The 22,160-nt window shown below is 69.5% G+C and carries 10 protein-coding genes; 2 read left to right on the top strand and 8 right to left on the bottom strand.

Going from position 1 to position 22,160, the window contains the following annotated elements:
* Nucleotides 1–200 precede the first annotated feature (200 nt).
* Nucleotides 201–1,379, top strand: coding sequence for a permease (locus A5705_RS06680; RefSeq protein WP_068276327.1), 1,179 nt, complete (start codon nucleotides 201–203; stop codon nucleotides 1,377–1,379).
* Here the strand turns inward: A5705_RS06680 and A5705_RS06675 are convergent.
* From A5705_RS06675 to A5705_RS06665, 3 genes are all read right to left on the bottom strand, one after another.
* On the bottom strand, nucleotides 1,367–8,707 hold the full coding sequence (locus tag A5705_RS06675) for a beta-ketoacyl synthase N-terminal-like domain-containing protein (protein ID WP_068276325.1): 7,341 nt from the start codon (nucleotides 8,705–8,707) through the stop codon (nucleotides 1,367–1,369). The genes A5705_RS06680 and A5705_RS06675 overlap by 13 nt on opposite strands.
* A gap of 23 nt (nucleotides 8,708–8,730) precedes the next feature.
* Nucleotides 8,731–14,985 carry a type I polyketide synthase gene (locus A5705_RS28840; RefSeq protein ID WP_068276322.1) on the bottom strand — a complete coding sequence of 2,085 codons (6,255 nt, stop codon included), beginning with the start codon at nucleotides 14,983–14,985 and terminating at the stop codon, nucleotides 8,731–8,733.
* Nucleotides 14,986–15,332: 347 nt separating this feature from the next.
* Entirely contained in the window at nucleotides 15,333–16,988 is a 1,656-nt protein-coding gene (locus A5705_RS06665) for a PfaD family polyunsaturated fatty acid/polyketide biosynthesis protein (protein WP_231982375.1), read from the bottom strand.
* 315 nt (nucleotides 16,989–17,303) lie between these two features.
* Between A5705_RS06665 and purU the strand changes: the two genes are divergently transcribed.
* Nucleotides 17,304–18,230 carry a formyltetrahydrofolate deformylase gene (gene purU, locus A5705_RS06660; protein WP_156738408.1) on the top strand — a complete coding sequence of 309 codons (927 nt, stop codon included), beginning with the start codon at nucleotides 17,304–17,306 and terminating at the stop codon, nucleotides 18,228–18,230.
* A gap of 8 nt (nucleotides 18,231–18,238) precedes the next feature.
* On the opposite strand, the gene coaD is transcribed toward purU, so the two are convergent.
* From coaD to A5705_RS06635, 5 genes are all read right to left on the bottom strand, one after another.
* A complete protein-coding gene (gene coaD, locus A5705_RS06655; RefSeq protein WP_067880258.1) occupies nucleotides 18,239–18,721 on the bottom strand; it encodes a pantetheine-phosphate adenylyltransferase in 483 nt (160 codons plus the stop codon).
* A 24-nt stretch (nucleotides 18,722–18,745) separates the two neighbouring features.
* Complete coding sequence (rsmD, locus tag A5705_RS06650; RefSeq protein ID WP_068276319.1) at nucleotides 18,746–19,300, bottom strand: 16S rRNA (guanine(966)-N(2))-methyltransferase RsmD; 555 nt, start codon at nucleotides 19,298–19,300, stop codon at nucleotides 18,746–18,748.
* Nucleotides 19,301–19,310: 10 nt separating this feature from the next.
* Entirely contained in the window at nucleotides 19,311–19,955 is a 645-nt protein-coding gene (locus A5705_RS06645; RefSeq protein WP_067880252.1) for a vitamin K epoxide reductase family protein, read from the bottom strand.
* Entirely contained in the window at nucleotides 19,952–20,716 is a 765-nt protein-coding gene (locus A5705_RS06640) for a DsbA family protein (RefSeq protein ID WP_067880249.1), read from the bottom strand. Before A5705_RS06640 ends, A5705_RS06645 begins: the two co-directional genes overlap by 4 nt.
* A gap of 81 nt (nucleotides 20,717–20,797) precedes the next feature.
* The gene (locus A5705_RS06635) at nucleotides 20,798–21,910 is read right to left on the bottom strand and encodes an alpha/beta hydrolase (RefSeq protein ID WP_067880246.1); all 1,113 of its coding nucleotides are present in this window, start codon (nucleotides 21,908–21,910) and stop codon (nucleotides 20,798–20,800) included.
* Nucleotides 21,911–22,160: the final 250 nt, after the last annotated feature.

The following is a 22,160-nucleotide window of genomic DNA, read 5'->3' as shown; positions in this document are numbered from 1 at the left end:
CCATGCCGCGGGGCCAGCCGCCGCGCGGGATTCGTCAGTCCATATTCTTTTGCCCGGTCCCCCGCACCGATTGTGGAGCCATTCTAGGGAAATCGGCGACCCGGGCCCGGAAATCGGCCCTCGGCGCCCTTGACGTATACCCCATGGGGGTATAGCTTCACTGGCGGGACGCGGCCCGAGCAACCGAAGGGGAGGACTCGATGAGGGCGCTGGCAGCGGTCGGTCATGCCTTGGAGCTGGCGGGGTCGATGACGTGGGAGATCCTGTGGGCGCTGATCCTGGGCTTCGCCCTGTCGGCGGTGGTTCAGGCCGTGGTGCGGCGCTCCACGATCGTGTCCCTGCTGGGCGACGACCGGCCGCGCACGCTGGCGGTGGCGGCCGGACTCGGCGCGGCCTCGTCGTCGTGCTCGTACGCCGCGGTGGCCCTGGCGCGCTCCCTGTTCCGCAAGGGCGCCAACTTCACCGCCGCGATGGCGTTCGAGATCGGTTCCACCAACCTCGTGGTGGAGTTGGGCATCATCCTGGCCCTGCTGATGGGCTGGCAGTTCACGGCCGCGGAATTCGTCGGCGGTCCGCTGATGATCGTGGTGCTCGCCGGGCTGTTCCGGCTGTTCGTGCGCTCCCGGCTCGTCGACGCCGCCCGCGAGCAGGCCGAGCGCGGCATCGCCGGCTCCATGGAAGGCCATGCCGCCATGGACATGTCGATCCAGAAGGAGGGCTCGTTTTGGCGGCGGCTGCTGTCCCCGCAGGGCTTCACCTCGGTCTCGCACGTGTTCGTGATGGAGTGGATGGCGATTCTGCGTGACCTCGTCCTGGGCCTGCTGATCGCGGGTGCCATCGCGGCGTGGGTGCCCGAAAGCGTTTGGCGGATCTTCTTTTTGACCGATCATCCGGTCTGGTCGGCGGTGTGGGGTCCGCTCGTGGGACCCATCGTCGCGATCCTGTCGTTCGTCTGCTCGATCGGCAACGTGCCGCTGGCCGCGGTGCTGTGGAACGGGGGCATCAGCTTCGGGGGCGTCATCGCCTTCATCTATGCCGACCTGCTGATCCTGCCGATCCTGAACATCTACCGCAAGTACTACGGCACCAAGATGATGCTGACGCTGCTCGGCACCTTCTATGCCGCGATGGTCGCCGCCGGCTACCTCGTCGAATTGCTCTTCGGCACAACGGGTCTCATCCCTCGGCAGCGCAACGCCACGGTGCTGGAGGCGTCGATCTCCTGGAACTACACCACGTGGCTCAACATCGCCTTCCTCGTCGTCGCGGCGGTCCTGATCGTGCGGTTCGTGACGTCGGGCGGAGTCCCGATGCTACGGATGATGGGCGGCTCGCCCGCGCCGGCGGACGGCCATGAGCACTGCCATCACGGGGACTGACGGCTGTGACGCGGGGATGACCGGGTCGCCGCCCATTCGTCATCGCTGATCGTGCTTCGCCAGTCCACCGGCAGGGCGTCCAGGGCGTCCTCGATGCACTCCCAGATCGACTCGAGGGGCGACGCGCCCGGCGCGGCCGCGGCAATCCGGTCCTCCACAGCGCAATTCGGCTCGTGCGGCGCGTCGTCGAACGGCGCGAGCGCGTTGATGGCGTCCATGACGCGGCGCCGACGTTCGGCGTAGGGCCAGGCCGCCAGCTCGTCGGGCATGATGGGCCGGCCGAAGATGTAGTCCTGCGCGGCGTGGCGATACGGCACCTCCAGCTTTCCGTCCAGCGGTTCGGTCGGCAGGCCCCCCGCGAAGTACAGCGGCACGATCGGCAGTGCCGCGTCGATCGCCAGGTCCAGCAGCGTCGAGGTGAGCTTCTCGACGCGCTGGCCGGAGCGCACGTAGCGGGTGCCGTCGGCGTGCACCATGGTCGACACCCCGTGGGCGGAGACGTCGCGCTTGATCTCGTCGACCAACCGCAGGAACTGCTCGGGGTTGCGCTGGTCGAAGTATCGGTTGCTGCGCGGCTTCCCGTCCGCCGCGGCGTCGGCCAGCCGCGTGAGGGCGCCGACCCAACGGGTTTCGTGCTTGGCGTGGGCGATCGTCACGACCTTCGTGTCGGTCAGCCACGACGCGATCGACGTGCCCAGGATCGACTCGACCTGCACCTGGTGGTTGGCGAGCAACAACACCGGCCGGCCCCGAACCGCCGCCATCGCGGCGGGATCCGTGACGATGACGTGCCTGACGTAGCGCGACAGCAACGCCCAGTGCAGCAGGTCGGCGAACCCGCCCGGCGCCAACCCCTGCCAGTCGGTCGACCAGCCGCGCACCGGCCGCCAGTCCGTCCGCAGCGACGCGCTGACCCGGCACGCGCCGGGCGTCCGCTCGACCTCGACCGAGATGCGCTCCAGTGGCAGCGCCGGGCAGCTCACCTGCCCGTCGGCGACGCGGACCTGTGCCGGGTGGATGGCGCCGTGGGCCGCGTCCGCGACGGCTTCCTTGGTCGCGATGTCGGCGATCAACGAATCACCGCGGCCCTCGGTGTCATACACCGCGCGCAAGGTTCCTTTGAACCAGTCCTGCGTTGCGGCCCGGGCGGAATCGAGCGTGACGACGCCGCGGCCCAGCCGCTCGCTCAACGCCATCCCGGGCACCGCGCGCCGCTGCGCCATGAACGCACGCCGCTTGCGGCCGTCGACCCGGACGAGATGCCCCTTCTCCAAAAGGAATTCGACGACGCGGAGGTAGGCCCAGGGCTTGCCCGCCACGCTGAGCCACAGATCGACGATCGGCAGGCGGGCAGCGGCGTCGGCCGCGTCGTCGAACCCGACGAACCGGGCTTCCACGTCCACCGTGCCCTGCGCGGGGGCGCCGCTGTAGAACCGCGCCCAGACCACGCGACGCGGAAAGCCGACGAGCGGATCCGCCGCGTCCGCGTACGACGCGACATCCGCAGTCTGTGTGGTCCATACGTTCATCGCGGTGTGGGGAACGATGTGAAACGCCCCGTCGAGCAGTCCGGGGTGCTGTTGACCCACGGGCACGGCGCAGCGCTCGACGGCCAGCCTCCCCGAGGATCCGTTGCGGCCTATCCGGGCGCCGTCCATCAGCGTCGCGAACGCGGGCCCGTGGAACACCGTGCCGTCGTACGGGCTGGCGTACGGCACCGCGTCGCGCAAGGGCGAGGGGCTCGGCGGTTCGCCCGAATACTGGTTCGCCGTGGCAATCACGGCCGTTGCGTGGGTTTCCCAGCGCGACAGCTCGGGCCTGGATGCGTCGCGCCACACCTCCAGGCGGCCCGTGAAGCGGCCCGGCCCGACGGGTTCGACCACCACCCGCACCCGCGTGGGCGAGTCGAGGACGACCCAGCGCACCAGTTCCAAGTCGGTGACCTCGACCACCTTGTCCGAGCCGGCGGCGCGGCCGGCCGCCTGTGCGAACAGGTCCAGCACCGACATCATCGGCAGGGAGGGGATGACATACGTCGGGCAGTGATCGCCGACCCAGGTGTCCCGGGCGGGATCGAGCGTGGTCTCCACCGTGGTCGCCGCGGCCTCGGTGGGCGCGGGGTCCGGTGCGGCTCCCGTGATGCGCATGCCCAAATCCGTGGCGCTGTAGATGCGTATTCCGTCGCACCACAGGGAGGCGTCGGCGACGGCCAAAACGCCCGGGGTGCCCTCGTTTTCGTGCACGATCCGGGTGATCTCCACCTCGGCGGTGATCTGGTTGTTCGTGGGCACGATCTGACCGCGATACCGCCACGTGATCGCGTGGTGCAGAGCGACCGGCTCGAAGCGCGCCGACGGTCCGGCTTGTTCGCCGAAACCGAGGTCGAGCATCGCGAATTGGATGAGCTGGAGCAGCATTTCGATGCCCAACGACCCCGGCTGGACCGGATCGCGGTAGAAGTGCGCCTTGAAGTACCACTCGGCGGGGTTGATGTCTTTGACGGCGCGCCAGCGGCCCAGGCCGGCGCCGCCCGCGGTGGGCCACCGGCCCGTGACCCGGTCGATCATCAACAGCATCGGGTCGGCCAGCCGGGCTCCCGGACCGAAGAACTTTTCCGGCCGGGTGCGCAGGTCGACGACCGGCGCCTCGCACCCGAGCTCCAACAGGGTGCGCTGCTCGGCGCTCACCGGCAGGCCCACCTGCTGCTGCAGTGCTTCGAGGCGGAAGTATCCGAACACCGTGTCGAAGGTGTAGACGACTCCGCCGTCCGCGGAGATTTCGCCGTCAAAGCTCACGATGATGGTTCCGCCCGCCTGGGCGATGCTCTTCAACACGGCCTTGACGGCCAGCGTTCCGGTCGACGGTGTGATCTCCCGGTGCTGTGTCCCCGTTCCGTCGAGGTTGCGGAAGAAGAGGTCCACGTCGAAGTCCAGCGGGCAGCCGGCGTAGGCCCCCAGCCAGCCGCAGGGCTGCAGCGCGATCTCCATCAGGACCGCGTTGGGCATCGTCGGTGTGCCGTTCGAGCCCTTGTTCTCGGCGAAATACCAAGCGTCGCGGGGAACGTCGTACTCCGCCACAACTTCCGCGCCGGGCTTTGCCACGCCGAGCTCACCGACCACCCGGGTGACCCGGGACATGAAGTGGTAGGGCGGCCCGGGCAGCCGCGCAACCCTGCGGTGCGTGTCGAACTTCTCGTAGAGGGGACCGACCGCCAGGGAAGGCTTGGCGATGGCGCAGGCGAGCATCGCTTGGTAGTCGAACTTGACCCCATGGCCTTCGGCGACGGGCTTGGGCTCGACGTAGCCGTCCAGCTCTTCGACGCCCATGTCCATCGGGCATCCGGGCGAAAGCCGCAGTCCCATGCGACGGCAGTGGAAGGCCGGCAATCCGTCGACCGTGCACAGCAGGTCCGCGAACACGGTGGGCTCGGGCCCGGCGATGACCTCGCGCACGAACACCTCGTAAACCAGCTCGCGTGATCGGGGCGTCACCTGACCGCGGCATGCCAGCTTGTAGGTCTCGAAGGGCACGGGCTCGAAACGCCAGCCGTCGCAATCCAGCGTCATGCCGAGACCGGTAATGTAGATGGCCATCGTCTGCAACGTCGCCTCGTACATGAGCGTGCCCGGCATGCACGGGTCGTTCTTGAAATGACCTTTGAAGAACCATGTCTCGGGGGTCACGCGCGCCACCGCACGCAAATAGCCCCTGCCCCAGGGCCCGCCGGTGAAGTCCAGCCGGGTCACCTCGTCGACGAACAGCATGTCGCCGCCGGCGATGCTCGGCGTGCGGGTGTGGCTGGCGGCGCGCTCGAAGCCGGCGCCGAACGTGTGCCAGATGTCGCCCGCGGCCATCGCCTCGAGATCAGCGCGCTGCAGTGCGGTGCGCGAGGTTTGCACCCGCGTCGACTCCATCGGCCCGCTGACGGTCTCGTCCTCGGGACGCCAGAGGATCCCGCCCGACGCCGCCAGCTCCTCGTCGGAGAAGAACCCGGCCTGGCCGTTGCGCATCGACATCCGCTCGACGCCGTCGATGGTGCAGTCGTAGTGGAAGAAGAACATGCGGATGTCGCCCTGGCTGGCGTGGCCGTCCACGTGGATGTCGAAGCGCAATGTGTCGCCGATCTCGGGCAGGCCACCCAGATAGGTCACCTCGCAGCCCAGCAGGCGGTACACCCGCTCCCCTTTGTTGGCGAAGTCGGCACCCATCCACGAGATGAGCATGAGGTCCGCCTGCCCCGCCTCGATCATGATTCCGGCCGGCATCCGGCCCTGATGCAGCCACCACGCGCCGGCGGTGACGTCGGTTTCGGTCCACAGGGTTCCGGTGCCGCTGCGGCCCGGCTCGGCGTCGATGCCCAGCAGGCGATCCGCCAGCAGCAGCGGAGGTTCGGGCATCCGCACCTGCCGCGCGTAGTCGTCCTGCACCGCGAACGCCGGGCCGTAGATCTCGGAGATCTTGCCCGACGCATGCACGCGCAGGCCGTCCTTGTCCAGCCGGAGGCCCACCGGTGTGCGTTTGGCGGTCGGCTCCGGCAACCGTTTGTCGACGGGCCGGGCCGGTTGGGTCGCCCGGTATGCGCCCGCGCCGGGCGGGGCGCCAGTCCTGTTGTGGCTCGGCGGTTTCCGGCCGTTCGTCGACGGCGGCGGTGGCGCGCCGGAGGCATCGGTCCCCGTGTGGACGCCCGAGCGATCGGCGGCCGGTTGCGAGTCCGGCGCAGGACCGATCGACAGCGGCTGCGGCGGCGTCGGGCCGAGCACGTCCGCGCCCAGCGGCACCCGCGCCAGCGCGTCGGTGACTTTCGGGAGAACCGGCGGAACGGGCAGGTGTGTTGTCATGCGCTGCTCCAGTCGAGGGGTGTCACCATTGCCGGCTCCGGCGCGAACGCGGGCCGGTAACCGAACGGGGGGCGGGTGAGCCGGAAAGGTCAACCGTGCGGGTTTCCCCGCACGGGATGCGGGGCGCACCAGGGCGTTAAGCGGGTCGACGCCGGTGCGTTCGGATGCCGTTGGCACCAGGACGATTTGCTGGCGCTGGCCGCCGAGCGCGTCGAGCGAGACGACGACCGAACGGTTTTCGGACGTCCATGCCGTGCCGTCGGGGCAGATGCCCATAAAGCCGTACAGCGCTCCGGCCGCGACATGCAGCAGTCCCGACGCGGCGTGGGCGTGGCCGAGCAGCGGCGTCAGGTTCAGCGCGCCGGGTGCGGTGCCGACATGCAGGCACTCCCCCTGTGGTTCCTGATCGGCCGGCAGGGTGGCGATGACGGTGTCGCCGTCCCGGCGCGCGTCGTCGGCGCGTTTGAGGACGACGACGACGGCGGCGTCGCCGGGGATCTGCTCGCCCGGTCCGAGCAGAGCGCGTGCCGACGCTTCGTGCACCGGCTCGCAGCTGAGGTCCACCGCACCGACGACGGCGGCGTCGACCTCGCGCCGCCGCAATTCGCGGGCCGCCATCAGCAGGGCCGTGGCGCCGGACAATTCTTCGCCGGACACCGTGAAACTCGGTCCCCGCAAGTCGAATTGCCGGTTCAGACGGTTGGCGACGATGTTCGGCATGGCTCCTACCACGCCGGCGGCCGTCCAGGCGGGCGCGACGGCGTCGCGCGCCTGCGCCAGTCGGACCGGGTCATCGATATCGCCGGCCAGCCGCCAGCGCAGTCCCAGCCGGGTGATCTCGGTGTCGCAGCCCATCCCGACGATGACGCTCGTCCCGTCCGGCGGCAGCGCGCCGATCAGCGCATCGATGTTGACGGCCGCGCCCAGCAGGGCCAGCTGCTGGGGCAGCGTCTGCTCGAGATCTGTTGGAGGGAAGCGTGTTTGGGTGATATCGAGACAGACCTCGGTCATCCGCGCGCGCCGGGCGCCGGCGGCGTCGGGGCTCGGGATCGGTTCGGATTTCCTCAGCCGCTCCGCCACCGAGGCCGTGTCGTGATCACCGACCAGCAGGCTGATGCCCACGATCGCGACGTCACCGCCGGCGACGCGGCCGGTGGCCACGGATGCCGGCCGGACGCGCCGTCCGCCAACGGGCTCGATCCATTCCTCCAGCAGCAGGTGGGCGTTGTTGCCGCCGAAGCCGAAGTTGTTGATCGCGGCGCGGCGCGGTCCGATGCACGCCCAGGGCTCGGCGTCGGTCAGCAGGCGGAACGGGGACTCGGCGACGAACGGCAACGGATCGTCGACGTGCAGCGTCGGGGGACGTATGCCCGCACGCATGGCCGCCAGCACCTTGATGGCTCCCGCGGCGCCGGATGCCGTGATCGAGTGTCCCAGATTGGATTTCAGGGATCCGATGGGTACGTTCGCCATACCGTCGAAGATGCGTGCCATGCTCATCAGCTCGGTCAGGTCGCCCCGGGAGGTTCCCGTCGCATGGCACTCGACGAGTGAGATGTCCTGCGGCTGTAGCCCGGCCATCTCGTAGGCGAGCCGCATCGCGCGCTCCTGCCCCGCCTGCGCGGGTACCAGCAGGCCCTGACCCCGGCCGTCGTTGCTGAGCCCGACCGCCCGGATGACGCCGAGGATGGCGTCCCCGTCGGCGATCGCGTCGTCGAGCCTCCTGAGCGCCAGAAACGCCGCGCCTTCGGCCGGGACCAGCCCGTCGGCGCCACGGTGGAAGGGACGCGACGTTCCGGTGCGGCTCAGCGCCTGGAGTGCGCTGAAGCCGACGTGCAGCAGGAGGTCACCGGCGCCGTTGACGCCTCCCGCCACCATCACGTCCGCGGTGCCGTCGTGGAGCCGATCGCACGCCAGCTTGATCGCGTACAACGAGGAGGCACACGCGGCGTCCAGCGCGGCGGCTCCTCCCGTCAGCCCCAGCGCGTCGGCCACGACGTGCGCCGGGAGCCCGGACATGAAGCGGTTGCGCCAGTCGATGCCGTGTTCGTCACCGCGCCAGACACTTTCGGCCAGGTCGGTCATCGATTTCGTCGGATAGCTCAGGTTGCCGAGAATCACCCCCGCCGGCCCCGGAACCTCACCGGGTCTCCAGCCGGCGCTCTGCACGGCTTGGCGGGCGGCCTCGAGGGCCCACAGGAACAGCGGATCGAGACCGTGGAACCGCTCGGCGTCGAGCAGGAAGCGGCCGGGGTCGAAGATGTCGTCGAAGCCCCGCACGTATCCGCCGCGGTCCGACCAGGCGTGGTCGAGGAACGAGGCGTTCTCGTCGTCGGCGACGATCCGCGCCGCGGGTACGCCCCAATAGCCGGGCGGGGGTGAGCCGAGCACGTCCCGGCCGTCGTGCACGGTCTGCCACAACTCGCCCGGGTTCAGCCCGCCGGGCAGGACGCAGCCCTGGCCCACGATCGCGATGGGCTCAAACTTCACGGCGGCTCCGCGGCATCGTCGAATCAGCCGCCGTAGGGGTACAACTCGAGCCTCCTGATGCCGGCAACCATGCGGTTGTCGGCGTCCAGGAGATCCAGGTCGCAAACGGCCCGGCTGTTGTCGGCGTCGCCGTTGGAGAGCACGCAGCGCAGTCCGTCGCCGAGTGCACCGGCCCGGTAGCGGGCGACCTCGCCCACCCGCAGCGGCAGCACCGTGCGGCCGAGCCGCTCGAAGCCCCACACCAGTGCCACCTGCAGGCACCCGTCGAGCGCCGCCGGATCCGTGGCCCAGCCCTCACCCCGCCAGCCCGCGCGCGTCAGGCCGTGCAGGGATGCCGTCGCGGTCGAAACCCCGCAGTCCACCGAGTCGAGGACCTGAAACGCCGGGCCGTGGAAGAGCGCGCCGCCGCCGTAGCAGGCGGCCCGGTCCAGCCGGCGGCCGCCGGCCGGCGTCGTTGGGGTCGCGGGGAGTGTGGTTGTTTCCCAACCCATTTCGGCCGTCGCCGAGTAGTGGGCAGTCGATCCCGAGCCGTCGGACAACGTGCAGGTCAGCCGATGCGGATGTCCCTCCACCGCCGCGCAGCGCACCAGCATCGGGTCGCCGTGCTGTTCGATGTCGGACAGCGTCACTCCCCGCAGCACCCTGAGGTCGAGGACACGGTCCACCCGGTGCCCCGGCCGGCAGGCCTCGGCCATCCGCACAAACCACTCCAGGGCCTGGACGATCGGCAGCACGACCTTGCCCCGGACGCGGTGATCGACCAGGTACGGCTGCCGGGTCACCTGGGCCACCACGCGCGCGACCCGGCCCTCGGCGGGGACGGGATGGGTTGGCAGGCCGGCCAATACGCCGTCGCCGAGGGTGACCTCGGGGGTCTCGGTTCCGCCGTCCAGGACGTCCGAGACGAATGCCCGAGCGCCGTCGGCGAGCGGGATCAACGAGATGCCCCGCGACTCGAACATCGCCTTGAGGCCGGGCGTGACCATGCCGGAGTCCCACGGCCCCCAGCCCAGGGCCCGCACGAGGCAGGCCGGACCGCGGCGCGCCTGCTCCGCCAGGGCCACCTTGTTGAGGATCTCGTTGGCCATGGCGTAGTCGCTTTGACCGACGTTGCCGCTGCGCGCGGCCACCGAGGAAAACAGGCAGATGACCTTCAGCGGATCGGCGGCCGTCGCGTCCAGCAGTGCGCCGAGGCCACCGACCTTCGTCTCGAAGACGCGGTCGAACCCGTCCAGGGTCTTCTTGTGCAGTGGCGCATCGGCCAAAACGCCTGCGCCATGCACCAATCCGGTGATCGGACCGAATTCGGCCCGCACGCTGTCCAGCAGCGGGCCGAGCGCGGCCGCGTCCCGCACATCGGTCGCGGCGTAGCGGACCCGTGAGCCGGCCGCGGTCAGGGCGGCGAGGGTGGCGCGCACCTCGCGATCGGCGAGGATGCGCTGCACCTGCTGCTCGAGCTGTCTGGGCGTGGGCTTGAGCCCTTGTGCCGCAGCGCTACCGAGCAGCGCGCGCTTGAGCTCGGCATCGGTCGCCAGCCCGCGCGCCGCGGGCGGTTCGTCGGACAGCTCCGTGCGCCCCAGCAGGACGAAACTCGCTTGCGTCTCCTTGGCCAGGGCGATCACCGACGCGGCGGTGACGCCGCGGCCGCCGCCCGACACCACGACCACGTCACCGCGGTCCAGGCGGCGCGTGTGGGTGGTCACCCGCCGCGCGTCCGCCGCGACCGTGACGCGACCGTGCGAGCTGCCCAGACCGACTTCGAGTTCCGCGCCGCCGGCCAGAATCTCCTGAGCGAGGCGTTCGGCGACGGCGACCGGCGGCAGCTGCCCAACCGCGATGTCGATCGCCTTGATCTGCGCGCGGGGCCACTCCTGTGCGGCCGTCTTGGCGAGTGCGGCGATGCCGCCGGCCCAGGCGCGCGGGCCGGGGTCGGTGAGCAGGCCGAAGGTGCCGCCGGTGTCCTGGACGGTGACGAAGACGCCGCCGTGTTCGGCGAAGTGCGCGGCGACGCGTTGGGCGTCGGCGAAAACCGTTCGATTGACGGCCAGCGTGTCGTCACGGGTGGCCATTCGCCGCAGACCGGCGAGGTGGATCACCGCCCGGGCATCCGCACTGGGCGCGGCCACGACTGTGGCGTCGACGCCGTGCGTGCGCAGGATGACGGCCAGGGCTTCGGCCGTGGCGTCCTGCTCGTCTCGCGTTGTGACGATCTCGACGCCGGCGGCGGTGTGGAGACCGGGCATTCCCATCCCGCTGGCCGGAGCGGGGATCGCGCGCACCGCGTAGCGCGCGACCCCCGCTAGGTCAAAAGGGAGGCGATCACCTACTTCGGTCGCCGGGCCGGTCAGGTTTTGTAGGTAATCGATGATCTCGCCCAGCGTGCCCAACGTGGCCATCGTCGACGTCTCCACCTCCGGCAACCCCGGAATCCGCTGCTGCACAGCGGACAAAATCTCCACCCGCTTGATCGAGTCGATCCCCAGATCGGCCTCCAACGCCATCGACAAGTCCAGCATCTCCACCGGATAACCCGTCTTGTCGGCCACCACCGCCAGCATCTGACCCACCAACTCCGAGCCGTCCACCGAAACGGCGACCGGCGCCGCGGACCCGTTGTGGGCGGCCGCGCTGCCGTTAAGGGCCACCGGGGCACTCAGGCTGTGCAGGTAATCGATGATCTCGCCCAACGTGCCCAACGTCGCCATCGTCGACGTCTCCACCTCCGGCAACCCCGGAATCCGCTGCTGCACAGCGGACAAAATCTCCACCCGCTTGATCGAGTCGATCCCCAGATCGGCCTCCAACGCCATCGACAAGTCCAGCATCTCCACCGGATAACCCGTCTTGTCGGCCACCACCGCCAGCATCTGACCCACCAACTCCGAGCCGTCGGCCGAAACCGCCACCGGCGCAAGCGTGCTGACGGGCGCCGGGGCCGCGGGCGGGACCGGCGCCGTCGTCCCGTTCCGAACGGCGACGTGGTCGTTGTGGACGGCCGGGACCGCCGGCGCTGTGGGCATCACCGGACCGCCATTGTGGGCGGGGGCCGGTGGTGGTGTCGGCATTGCCGGTTTTCCGTTGGGGACGACCGGCGGTGCGGCCGGTGGTCCGGCTACCGCGGGCTGCGGCACGAGAGCCTGCAGGGCCCTTTGTATTCGGCCGATGCCTTCCTGCACGGTTCCAACAGCGGCCAGCAGCTCCGTTACGACGTCGGCGCTGACGTGCGGCACGGGTGCGGCAGCAGCGCGGGCATGAGCACCGTTGCCGCCGAGCTCAGCCGGCGGGGCCGCCGTCGGCGCCGAAGGCACCGCGGCGGATGCCGTCGCGGGTGGGCTTGCGGGCGTATGCGATTCGGATGGCGCCAATGTGTACTCCGATTCGGTCCTGTGCCCGTTGCTGCGGACACTGCGGTCGGTAGGGGCTTCGACACCGATCGGCCGCCGCACGGGCTGCTCGCTCATGCGCGGCTTTCCGTAGTTGGATCCGTTGATCGTCAGCGTGAGCTTGGGTCGCTGGCGAGCGCGGGGGTCGTCGCCGGGGCGGTAATCGGCCCACAGCGGATCGAAATTCATCGGGACGCCGGCGGCGGCGAGTTGGGCCAGCCCGAGCCACAACGACCGAATGCCGTTTCGGCCCTTGGCATCCAGGGATACCGCGGTGTGCTCCCTGCCGGCCAGACACTTGCCGACGAGGTTCGTCAACACGCCGCCGGGGCCCACCTCGACGAAGGTGCGAGCGCCGGCCCCCCACATCGCCTGAACCTGTTCGGCGAACCGCACGGGCTGGGCGATCTGATTGGCGAGCGTGCTCCGGATCTGTTGGGGATCAGCACCGTACGGCTGCGCCGTCGCGTTGGCGTAGACGGGCACCTGCGGCGTGCCGAACGGGATATCGGCCAGGAACGACGCGAAGGGACCGGCCGCCGCGCTGACGATGTCGGAGTGGAAGGCGGTCGCGACGTCGAGGCGGCGCGCGGTGATGCCCACCTCGCCGAACCGTTGCGCCGCATGGTTGATGGCCGTCGTGTCGCCCGACAGCACAACCTGGTCGGGAGCGTTGTGGTTGGCGACGACAACGGGGAGCCCCCACTCTGCGATCAGCTGACGGACCTGCTCGACGGGTGCGCTCACCGCGCACATCGCCCCGTCGCTGTTGTTCGCCGCGTCGGCCATCAGCGCACCGCGAGCGCGGGCGATCAGGAGGGCGACCTCCTCGCCGAACACACCCGCGGCGCACAACGCGGTGACTTCGCCGAAGCTGTGCCCACCGACGGCGACGGGCGCAATCCCCAGCGCCCGGATCACGGCGAGCAGACTCAGGCTGTGCGCGCCGATGCCCGGTTGCGCCCACTCGGTCCTCGTCAGCTCGGCCGCCTGCCGCGCCCGCTCGTCGTCGGTGAACGCCGTCCTCGGCCAAACGACCTCGTGCAGGTCGCGATCCGCGTTCAACAGGCCGGCGCGGGCGACCTCCCATGGCGACAGTGCCGCGTCATGGAGCTGAGGCAGGTCGGCGCCCATGCCGACGTACTGGCTGCCCTGTCCGGGGAACAACAGCGCCACCGGCCCGGGTCGTTGTGCCGAGTAGTGGTAACCCTTCGGCGAGCTCAACGACGCCGGGCAGTCGGCTGCGCGGAGCCTGTCCGCGAGCTCGTCGAGCAACGCCCGCAGGTTCGAAACGCTGTCGGCCACGACGGCCAGGCGGTGCGGTTGCGCAGCGTCGTAAGCGGACTGGGTGCTGCGTGCGATGTAGCTGAGCATGTCGTTGCTGTCGACGAGCGACGCGGACAGCCGAGCGGCCTCGTCGGAAAGCGCCGGCGCGGACTGCGCGCCCAGCAGGATCAGCTCGGAATCCCAGGATCGGAACCGCCATGCCCGCTTCCCGGTGCCGGTGTACTCCTCGACCGTGACATGAAAGTTGGTGCCGCCGAAGCCGAATGAGCTGACGGACGCGCGCCTCGGCAAGCCGTGGTCGGCGATCCACGGCTTGGTCTGCGTCGAGAGGTAGAACGGCGTCTTCTCGATTTCGAGGGCGGGATTGGGCCGATCCACTTTGATGGTCGGCGGCAATGCCTTGTGGTGCAGCGCCATCACGGCCTTGAACAGGCCGCACGCCCCCGCCGCGCCCTTGGTGTGGCCGACTTGGGACTTCACCGAACCGAGCGCGCACCACTGCCGCTCCGCGCGACCCGATTCGTCGAAAACCTCGCGCAGCGCGGTGAACTCGGCGACGTCACCGGCCTTCGTTCCCGTGCCGTGCGCCTCCACGAGCCCGACCGTCTCCGGGCCGTAGCCGGCGGCGGCATAGGCTCGGCGAAGGGCCTTGGCCTGACCGGCCGGGCTCGGTGCGTAGATGCTCTTGGCCCGGCCGTCCGACGACGTGCCGAGGCCGCGGATCACGGCGTAGATCCGGTCGCCGTCGCGTTCGGCGTCGTCCAGACGCTTGAGCGCGAGCATCGCCAGACCCTCGCCGAGCATGGTCCCGTCCGATTGCGCGGAGAAGGGCCGGCAGTCGCCGGTGGGCGACAGCGCGGTGACCCTGGCGAAGCACATGAACATCAAGATGTCGTTGAACGCGTCGACTCCCCCGGCGATCACCATGTCGGCCGCACCGAGGTACAGCTCGTGCAGGCCCACCTCGAGCGCGGCCAGGGAGCTGGCGCACGCCGCGTCGATGACGCAGTTCGTGCCGCCGAGGTCGAAGCGGTTGGCGATTCGCCCGGCGATGACGTTGCCGAGAAGTCCGGGAAAGGTGTTTTCCTGCCACGGCGTGTAGGCGGACGCGACGCTCTCGCTGAATGCCGCGATCTCGCGTTCGGAAAGGCCGGCAGCGCGAAGCCCGCGCTCCCAGACCGGCCGGTGCAGGCCGCCGCCCATATAGTTGGTCATTTCGGTTCCGCCGGACGCTCCCAGCACCACGCTGACCCGCTCGCGGTCAATGTGAGACAGGTCACCGCCGGCGGCGTCCTCCAGTACCTGCTGCGCGACCATTAATCCGAGCAATTGCGCGGTGTCCGTCGCGGGCACTGCATTCGGTGGAATTCCGAAATCCATCGGCGAAAAGTCGATATCGGGCAGGAATCCCCCGCGGCGCGCGTAAACCTTGTCCAGCGCTTGCGGCGACGGGTCGTAGTAGTCGTCGACGCTCCAGTGCGAGGCGGGGACCTCCGACAACAGGTCGACGCCTCCGACGATGTTGCGCCAGAAGCGCTCGGCCTCGGGCGAGCCGGGAAACAGTGCGCTGACGCCGACAACGGCAACCGGGGGATGCTTGGATACCACGGGTCTCCTTCGCGCCGGTTATACGTACCGCGTCGGGATGTTCACCACGCCCCACTGACCGTCAGTTTTGCTGAATTGATCAACCGAGACTGGTCGAACGCTCGCCGGACGATACCAGAGCATAAGCCAGCGTATTGACGGATTGTCAATAACCCCGGATTCGTCTTAGGGCCGCCTTATGAGCAACGGTTTTGATTGGCCGCCATCCGATCCGGACCGCGCCGGGTTTCCTTCGACGCCGACGCGTATCGGCCGCCAAACCGAACCGCGATTACACGCGCGTAACTATTCGCCGCACGCAAATGCGCCGAGCGCGGAGATTGCCGCGCAATTCGGGCGCCGCGGCGCTACACGGACAACGGATGTGGCACGTAATGGAACGCGCTCGCCGGGACGGGCACCCCGCAGGTGCGCGCCTGCTGGGCCCGGCTGATCTGGGCGGCCCCCTCGAGCAGGTTGAGCGCCACCTGGTCGACGTTGCGGTGCTCGCACGGCTCCAGGTAACTGCCGGCCACCCAGCTGTTGAAGGCCCCCATGGCGGGACCACACCAGATCTGGTAGTCCAGGACGCGATCGGGTTGACCGTCAATCGCCCACCGGCTCGACAGGCCGAGGTACCACCGGAACACCAGGCCCATCTGGTACTTGGGATCGCGGGCGGCGAGTTCCAGCACCGCGGGGTCGCGCTCTTCCCAGTACCGGCGCGTTTCGGCCCAGACCTCGTCGACGCCCTTGCCGAGGATCTTCTCCAGCTCCGCGCCGTGCTTGGCCACGACGGTGGCCAGGTCCGGGTTGCCGGCGTACCACTGGTAGAGCTTTCTCGCTCGGGGCGCGAACATCGAGCCGCGCTTGAGCACCTGCAGGTTCACGCCCATCTCGAACATGTCGGATGCCGGGGCCATCATCACGTCCGCCACCCCGGCCTTGGCGAGCATTTCGCGCGCCTGTGGGGACAGCCCCGACTCGACGCACGACTGGTTGACCGAACCGGTGACCACGTAGGCGGCCCCCATCGCGAACGCGCCGGCGACGGACTGCGGTGTGCTGATGCCGCCGCCCGCCCCGACGCGCACCCGTGCGTTCAGCGCGTGTTGTCGCGCCAGCGTGTCGCGCAGCAGCACGATTTCGGAGAAAAGCGACGAAAGCGGGCGGTTGTCGGTGTGTCCCCCGCTGTCGGCCTCGACCGTGATGTCTTCTGCCACCGGCACGTGCCGTGAAAGTTCGGCCTCCCGCGCGGTGAGCTTGCCGGAGGCTTCGAGCGCCGAAACCAGCGCCGCCGGGGCGGGTTCCATGAACATGCGCGCGACCTCGGGCCGCGACACCTTCGCCATCACATTGTGCTTGCGGACGATGGCGCCGGCCGGGTCGGTCGACAGGCCGGACAGCGCGTAGTGGACGACGGCGGCGGTGAGCTTCATGAACGCCGATGCCTCGACGATGCGAACGTCCTGCGCGATGAACAGCTCGGCCACCCGCGCCTCCAGGGCGGGTTCGTTGGGCGAGTGGATCAGGTTCGCACCCCACGCGAGTCCGGTTCTGCCCGCCAGCCTCGCGTGGATGTCGGCCAGCCCCCGCTCGACGGCGGCGTAGGACAGGCCGCCCGCGCCGAAGAAGCCCAGCATGCCGGCCTCGGCGACCGCCACCACGAGCGCCGGTGTCGCGATGCCGTTGGCCATGGCCCCGGTGACGTACGGAAAACGGGTCCCGTGGGCCTCGCAGAACTCCCGGTCGCCCAGCCACTCCGGGTATATCGGGGGCAACGTCGCCACCAGTGACACGTCGGACGCGCCGGCGCCCACCAGCTCACCGCCCATGGCAAGCCCCAGCTGCCCGGTTGCGTGCTCGCGCACGACGTGAACCGGGTGCCGCACGTATCGCAGGATGTGCGCGATGTCTTCCGGGGCGAACGCGGGCGGCGCGGTGGTCGGGCGCCACCCACCAAGAACCGGGGTCACGTCGGCCTCGGCGCGATTCTCCACCGCGACGGCGGGTCCCTCATCCACTGCCAAGTCCCTTCGAAATCATCCGGCGCGCATTGCTTCGTTGGCAGAATGCCTCAACCCGGGCAATCGAGCACGCGTTTCTGGTGAATCACCGCTGCGACCACATTCCCCGGGCGCTGCCTCCATTCGGGTTCGGCGAGTGCCCACGGATCGCCGATCGCATCAAATGAGCGGTGTCACAGCGGAAGTCACGTTCGGGACCATTCGCTTCCCGGGAAAGCCCGATGGCGAACGCATGACGGACGGTATCCTGGCCTGCGGAAATCTGAATCTCACCGTCCTTCTATTCCAAGCCCAGTGACGAAGGAAGCCAAGATGGCGCGATCCGGGATGCCGACGCCGGCGGAGGCCGGTAACTATCCGCCACCGCCGGCCGGCCCGCCGCCGCCGGCCGACATCGGCCGACTGCTGCTGCGCTGCCACGACCGGCCCGGGCTGATCGCGGCGGTCAGCAACTTCCTGGCCCAGGCCGGCGCCAACATCATTTCGCTCGAACAGCACTCCACCGCGCCGGAGGACGGAACGTTTTTGCAGCGAGCGATTTTTCACCTGCCCGGCCTGGCCGCCGCCAAGGACGAACTCGAGCGCCAGTTCGCGGGCACCGTCGCCGACAAGTTCGCCATCGACTACCGGTTCACCGAAGCCTCGAAGGCCAAGCGGGTCGCGATCATGGCCTCCAAGGAGGACCACTGCCTGTTGGACCTGTTGTGGCGCAATCGCCGCGGCGAGCTCCAGATGTCGGTTGCCATGGTGATCGCCAACCATCCCGACCTGGCCGACCACGTGCGCCCCTTCGGCGTGCCGTTCATTCACATCCCCGCCACCCGCGACACGCGGGCCGAGGCCGAACAGCGCCAGCTCCAATTGCTCAGCGGCAACGTCGATTTGGTGGTGCTGGCGCGCTACATGCAGATACTGAGTCCGGAGTTTCTCAACGCGGTCGGCTGCCCGTTGATCAACATCCACCACTCGTTTCTCCCCGCCTTCACCGGCGCGTCACCCTATCGGCGCGCGCGTGAACGCGGTGTGAAGCTGGTCGGCGCCACCGCCCACTACGTCACCGAGGTGCTCGACGAGGGCCCGATCATCGAGCAAGACGTCGTGCGCGTCAACCACACCCACACGGTCGACGACCTGATCCGCGTCGGCGCCGACGTCGAACGCGCGGTGTTGTCGCGCGCCGTGCTCTGGCATTGCGAGGACCGGGTGATCGTTCACGACAACCAGACCGTCGTGTTCTGACCCACGCCTCAGGCGCGGCCCGACAGCTTCTCCCGCAACCGGCGGTTCACCGGTTCGGGCAGCAGCTCCGACACGTCGCCGCCCAGCCACGCGACCTCCTTGGCCAGCGAGGACGACACGAACGAATAGCGCGGCGTGGTCGCGACGAAAAACGTGTCCACACCGGCGATGTGCTTGTTCATCTGCGCCATCTGCAGCTCGTATTCGAAGTCGGTGCCGGTGCGCAGGCCCTTCACGATGGCCGTCATCCCCCGCGCCCTGACGAAGTCGACCACCAGACCCTGACCGGACTCCACCCGCAGGTTGGGCAGGTGCGTCGTCGACTCCTCGATCATCGCGATCCGCTCGTCGAGCTCGAACATGCCCTTCTTGGCGGGGTTGGTCAGGATCGCCACGACCACCTCGTCGAACTGGGCCGACGCGCGCTCGAAGACGTCGATGTGGCCCAACGTCACCGGGTCAAACGACCCCGGACACACCGCGCCGCTCATGCCGACTGACGCTACACGGCGGCGTCACGCAAATTCGGCCAGCTCCAGACGGGTGTCGCCGTACACGCGCTCCGACCACACGGACCAGCCCGGCGGCCAGGTCAGCGCCGCTGCGGCGGCCGGACGCTCAACGGCCGCGACGGTGCCCTCGCGCACCCAGCCGTGCGCGGTCAGTGCGGCCAGCACGGCGTTCAGCTCCGTGGTGTCGATGTCGTAGGGCGGGTCGGCCAACACCAGGTCCACCGCGGTGGCCCTCCCGCCGGTCAGCACGGTCGCGGCCGTGCCGCGGCGCACGGTGGCGCCGGGCAGTCCCAGGGCCTCGACGTTGCGCGCGATGACGGCCGCGGTGCGCGGGTCGGACTCCACGAACACCGCGGAGGCCGCCCCGCGCGACAGGGCCTCCAGCCCCAGCGCGCCCGAGCCGGCGTACAGGTCGAGCACCGCCAGGCCGGCCAGGTCGCGTCGCGCGGCGACGATGTTGAACAGCGATTCGCGGACCCGGTCGGTGGTGGGCCGGGTGCCCCGCGGGGGGACGGTGATGCGCCGCCCCCCGGCGACGCCACCGATGATCCGGGTCACGGGCAGACGTTCACAACAGGGTGGACCAGTAGTCCCAGAACCGCGCCATGATCAGCAGGAACACCGCGGTGAACCACAGCGCGGCGATCGACCACCGCCATTGGTAGAGCAACCAGGCCGGGCCGGATCGGTGCCGCAACGCCGGCCGAAAGACGATCGACGCCACCACCACCAGCAGCGAGATGGTGATCGCCCAGACGACCATGCAGTACGGGCACAACGCCCCGATGCGGTACAGGCTCTGGAAGATCAGCCAGTGCACGAACGCCGAACCCATCAGCACACCCACCAGCAGCCCGGCCCAATACCATTGCGGCAGAGCAACTTTGGCCACCGCCAAGACACCGGTGACGACCACCACGGTGAAACCCACCAGCCCGAGCAGCGGGTTGGGGAATCCGAGCACCGACGCCTGCGGTGTGACCATCACCGAGCCGCACGACAGGATCGGGTTGATGTTGCATGTCGGCACGTAGGAGGGGTTGACCAGGAGGTCGATCTTCTCCACGGTCAGCGTCATCGAGGCGACCAGGCCGACCACACCGGCGATGAGCACCCACCACGCGCTGGGCGCGGGCACCCGCGCCCGGTCGGGCGAATCCGGTGCCAGGCCGCCGGCCTCTTCGGCGGGTTGCGCTGACACCGGGGTCGTCATCGCGCCGCGGGAGAAACGGCGGTGTCGATGCCCGGCACGTCGCCCACGATGGACTTGATCTTGCTGACCAGCGCGTCGGGCGTCGACGGCTCGTAATCCTGGCCGTTGATCTTGATGGTCGGCGTCGCGGTGATGTGCGCGGCCGCGGCCTCGCCGGCGACCCTGGACAGGTACTTGCCGCTGTTGATGCAGTCGGGCACCTTGCCCACGACGCCGTCCACCCGGGCGATCTCGATCAGCCGCGCGTTGTCGGGGAAGCTGGTGCCGCGCTCGTCGGGCTGGATCTCGGTGCTGTACAGCGCGCTGTGGAAGCGGCGAAACGCGTCGATGGATTCGTCAGCGACGCACAGTGCCGCCGCGCCGGCCCGCGAGGAATAGTTCTGGTTCTTCTGGTTGTCGAGGATGGCCACCATGGAGTAGTCGGCCGCGATCGCGCCGATGTCGATGAGCTTGGACACCGTCGGCCCGAACGCCCGCTCGAAATTGCCGCAGGCCGGGCACAGGAAGTCCTCGTAGAAGCTCACCACGGCCTTGGGGTTGCTGGTGCCGGGCTGGGTGACCACCTTGCTCGACGCCACCCGGACCGTGTCGCCCTCTCCCGTCGCGCCGCCCTTCTTGTGATGCGATGTCACGATGTAGAAGACGAGCGCGACCGCGAAGATCACGATGAAGGCCGTGCCGCCGATCTGGACGAGTCGGCCGGATTTGCCGGTGGCGGACTTCACATCGAATCGCGGGGGACGCTTGGATTTGTCGGCCACAGGTACGCTGATCCTTCGGTGCTGGCCCGTCCGGCGGTCGGACGGAGGCGCCTCTAGAGTACCGGCGTTCCGCACGACAGCTCAGGCGCGGCTCAGGTGCGCGCGCAGGGCGGAAACCAGCTCGCTCGTCCCCACGGCGCTGTCACCGCCCAGCTGGAACAGGTTCGCGAAGCCGTGGGTGAGCGAGCCCATGTAGCGCAGGTCGACCGGGGTGCCGGCGGCCTGCAGCGCCGCCGCGTAGGCCTCGCCCTCGTCGCGCAGCGGGTCGAACCCGCCGACCGCGATCAGCGCCGGCGCCAGCCCCGCCAGCGACTCGGCGTGCAGCGGCGAGACCCTGGGATCGGTCGGGTCGAACGCCCTCAGGTACTGGGCGGTGAACCAGTCCATGTCGCGCCTGGTCAGCAGGAAGCCGCGGGCGAACAGGCTCATGGACCGGGTTTGCGCGGTGAAGTCGGTCCTCGGGTAGATCAGCCACTGCAGCACCGGGGCGGGGCCGCCCTCGTCGCGGGCCAGCTGGGAGACCACGGCGGCCAGGTTGCCGCCGGCGCTGTCGCCGCCGACCGCGACGCGCCCCGGGGTGGCGCCGAGCTCACCGGCGTGCTCGTGGGCCCACCTGAAGGCCGCGTAGGCGTCTTCGACGGCGGCGGGGGCCGGGTGCTCGGGGGCCAGCCGGTAGTCGATCGACAACACGTGGATGCCGGCGTCGCGGCACGTGAGCCGGCACAGGGAGTCGTGGGTGTCCAGGTCGCCGATCACCCAGCCGCCGCCGTGGTAGAAGACCAGCAGGGGCGCTTCGGCGCCGCCGGGCGGCCGGTAGTGTCGCGCGCGGATCTCGCCGGCCGGTCCCGACAGCGAGAGGTCCGCCACGTCGACGTGGATCTGCGGCCCGGGCAAGCCGGCGAGCGTCTCGCGCATCTGGGCGCGGGAGGCGGCCGGTTCGTCGTCGACGACGAGGCCGTCGATGCCGACGGCGCGCAGACCCGACAGCATCAGCTGAAGCGTGGGGTCGAGCGTGTTGCCGTCGATGATGACCGAGCGGCCGTGGAAAAGCACCCGCTTGGCGGCGCCCGGGATCCACGGAATCACCTTGACACCCGCGGTGGTGACGACGCCCTGCACGCGGCTGAGCCAGCGCATCTGTGCACGCTGGGCGCCAATGTCGAGGTCCGGCGCCCCCGGCAGACTTCTGGTCATGGCTGCTCCTGCTCCCCTGGCTGAAAATTCTGGCCACGCTGGACGACGGAAATGGGATACCCGTTGTCGGGCTCGAAGAGTCTTCCGGGTCCCGCCGGCGCAAATGCCGATTCCGACGTGCCGCGCGATCAACTCTACGTCGTCGCCACTGTGCCGCATTCGGCCATGCTCAGCCGCATTCGACCATGCTCGAGGCGCCACCGGGCGGCTGGGGCAGCCCGGGCGGCATTGATTAGGTGCATATCCGGCT

Origin of the sequence: Mycobacterium sp. E787, assembly GCF_001668725.1 — a bacterium.
Lineage (GTDB): Bacteria > Actinomycetota > Actinomycetes > Mycobacteriales > Mycobacteriaceae > Mycobacterium.
This window is presented reverse-complemented; position numbering and strand designations above follow the sequence as displayed.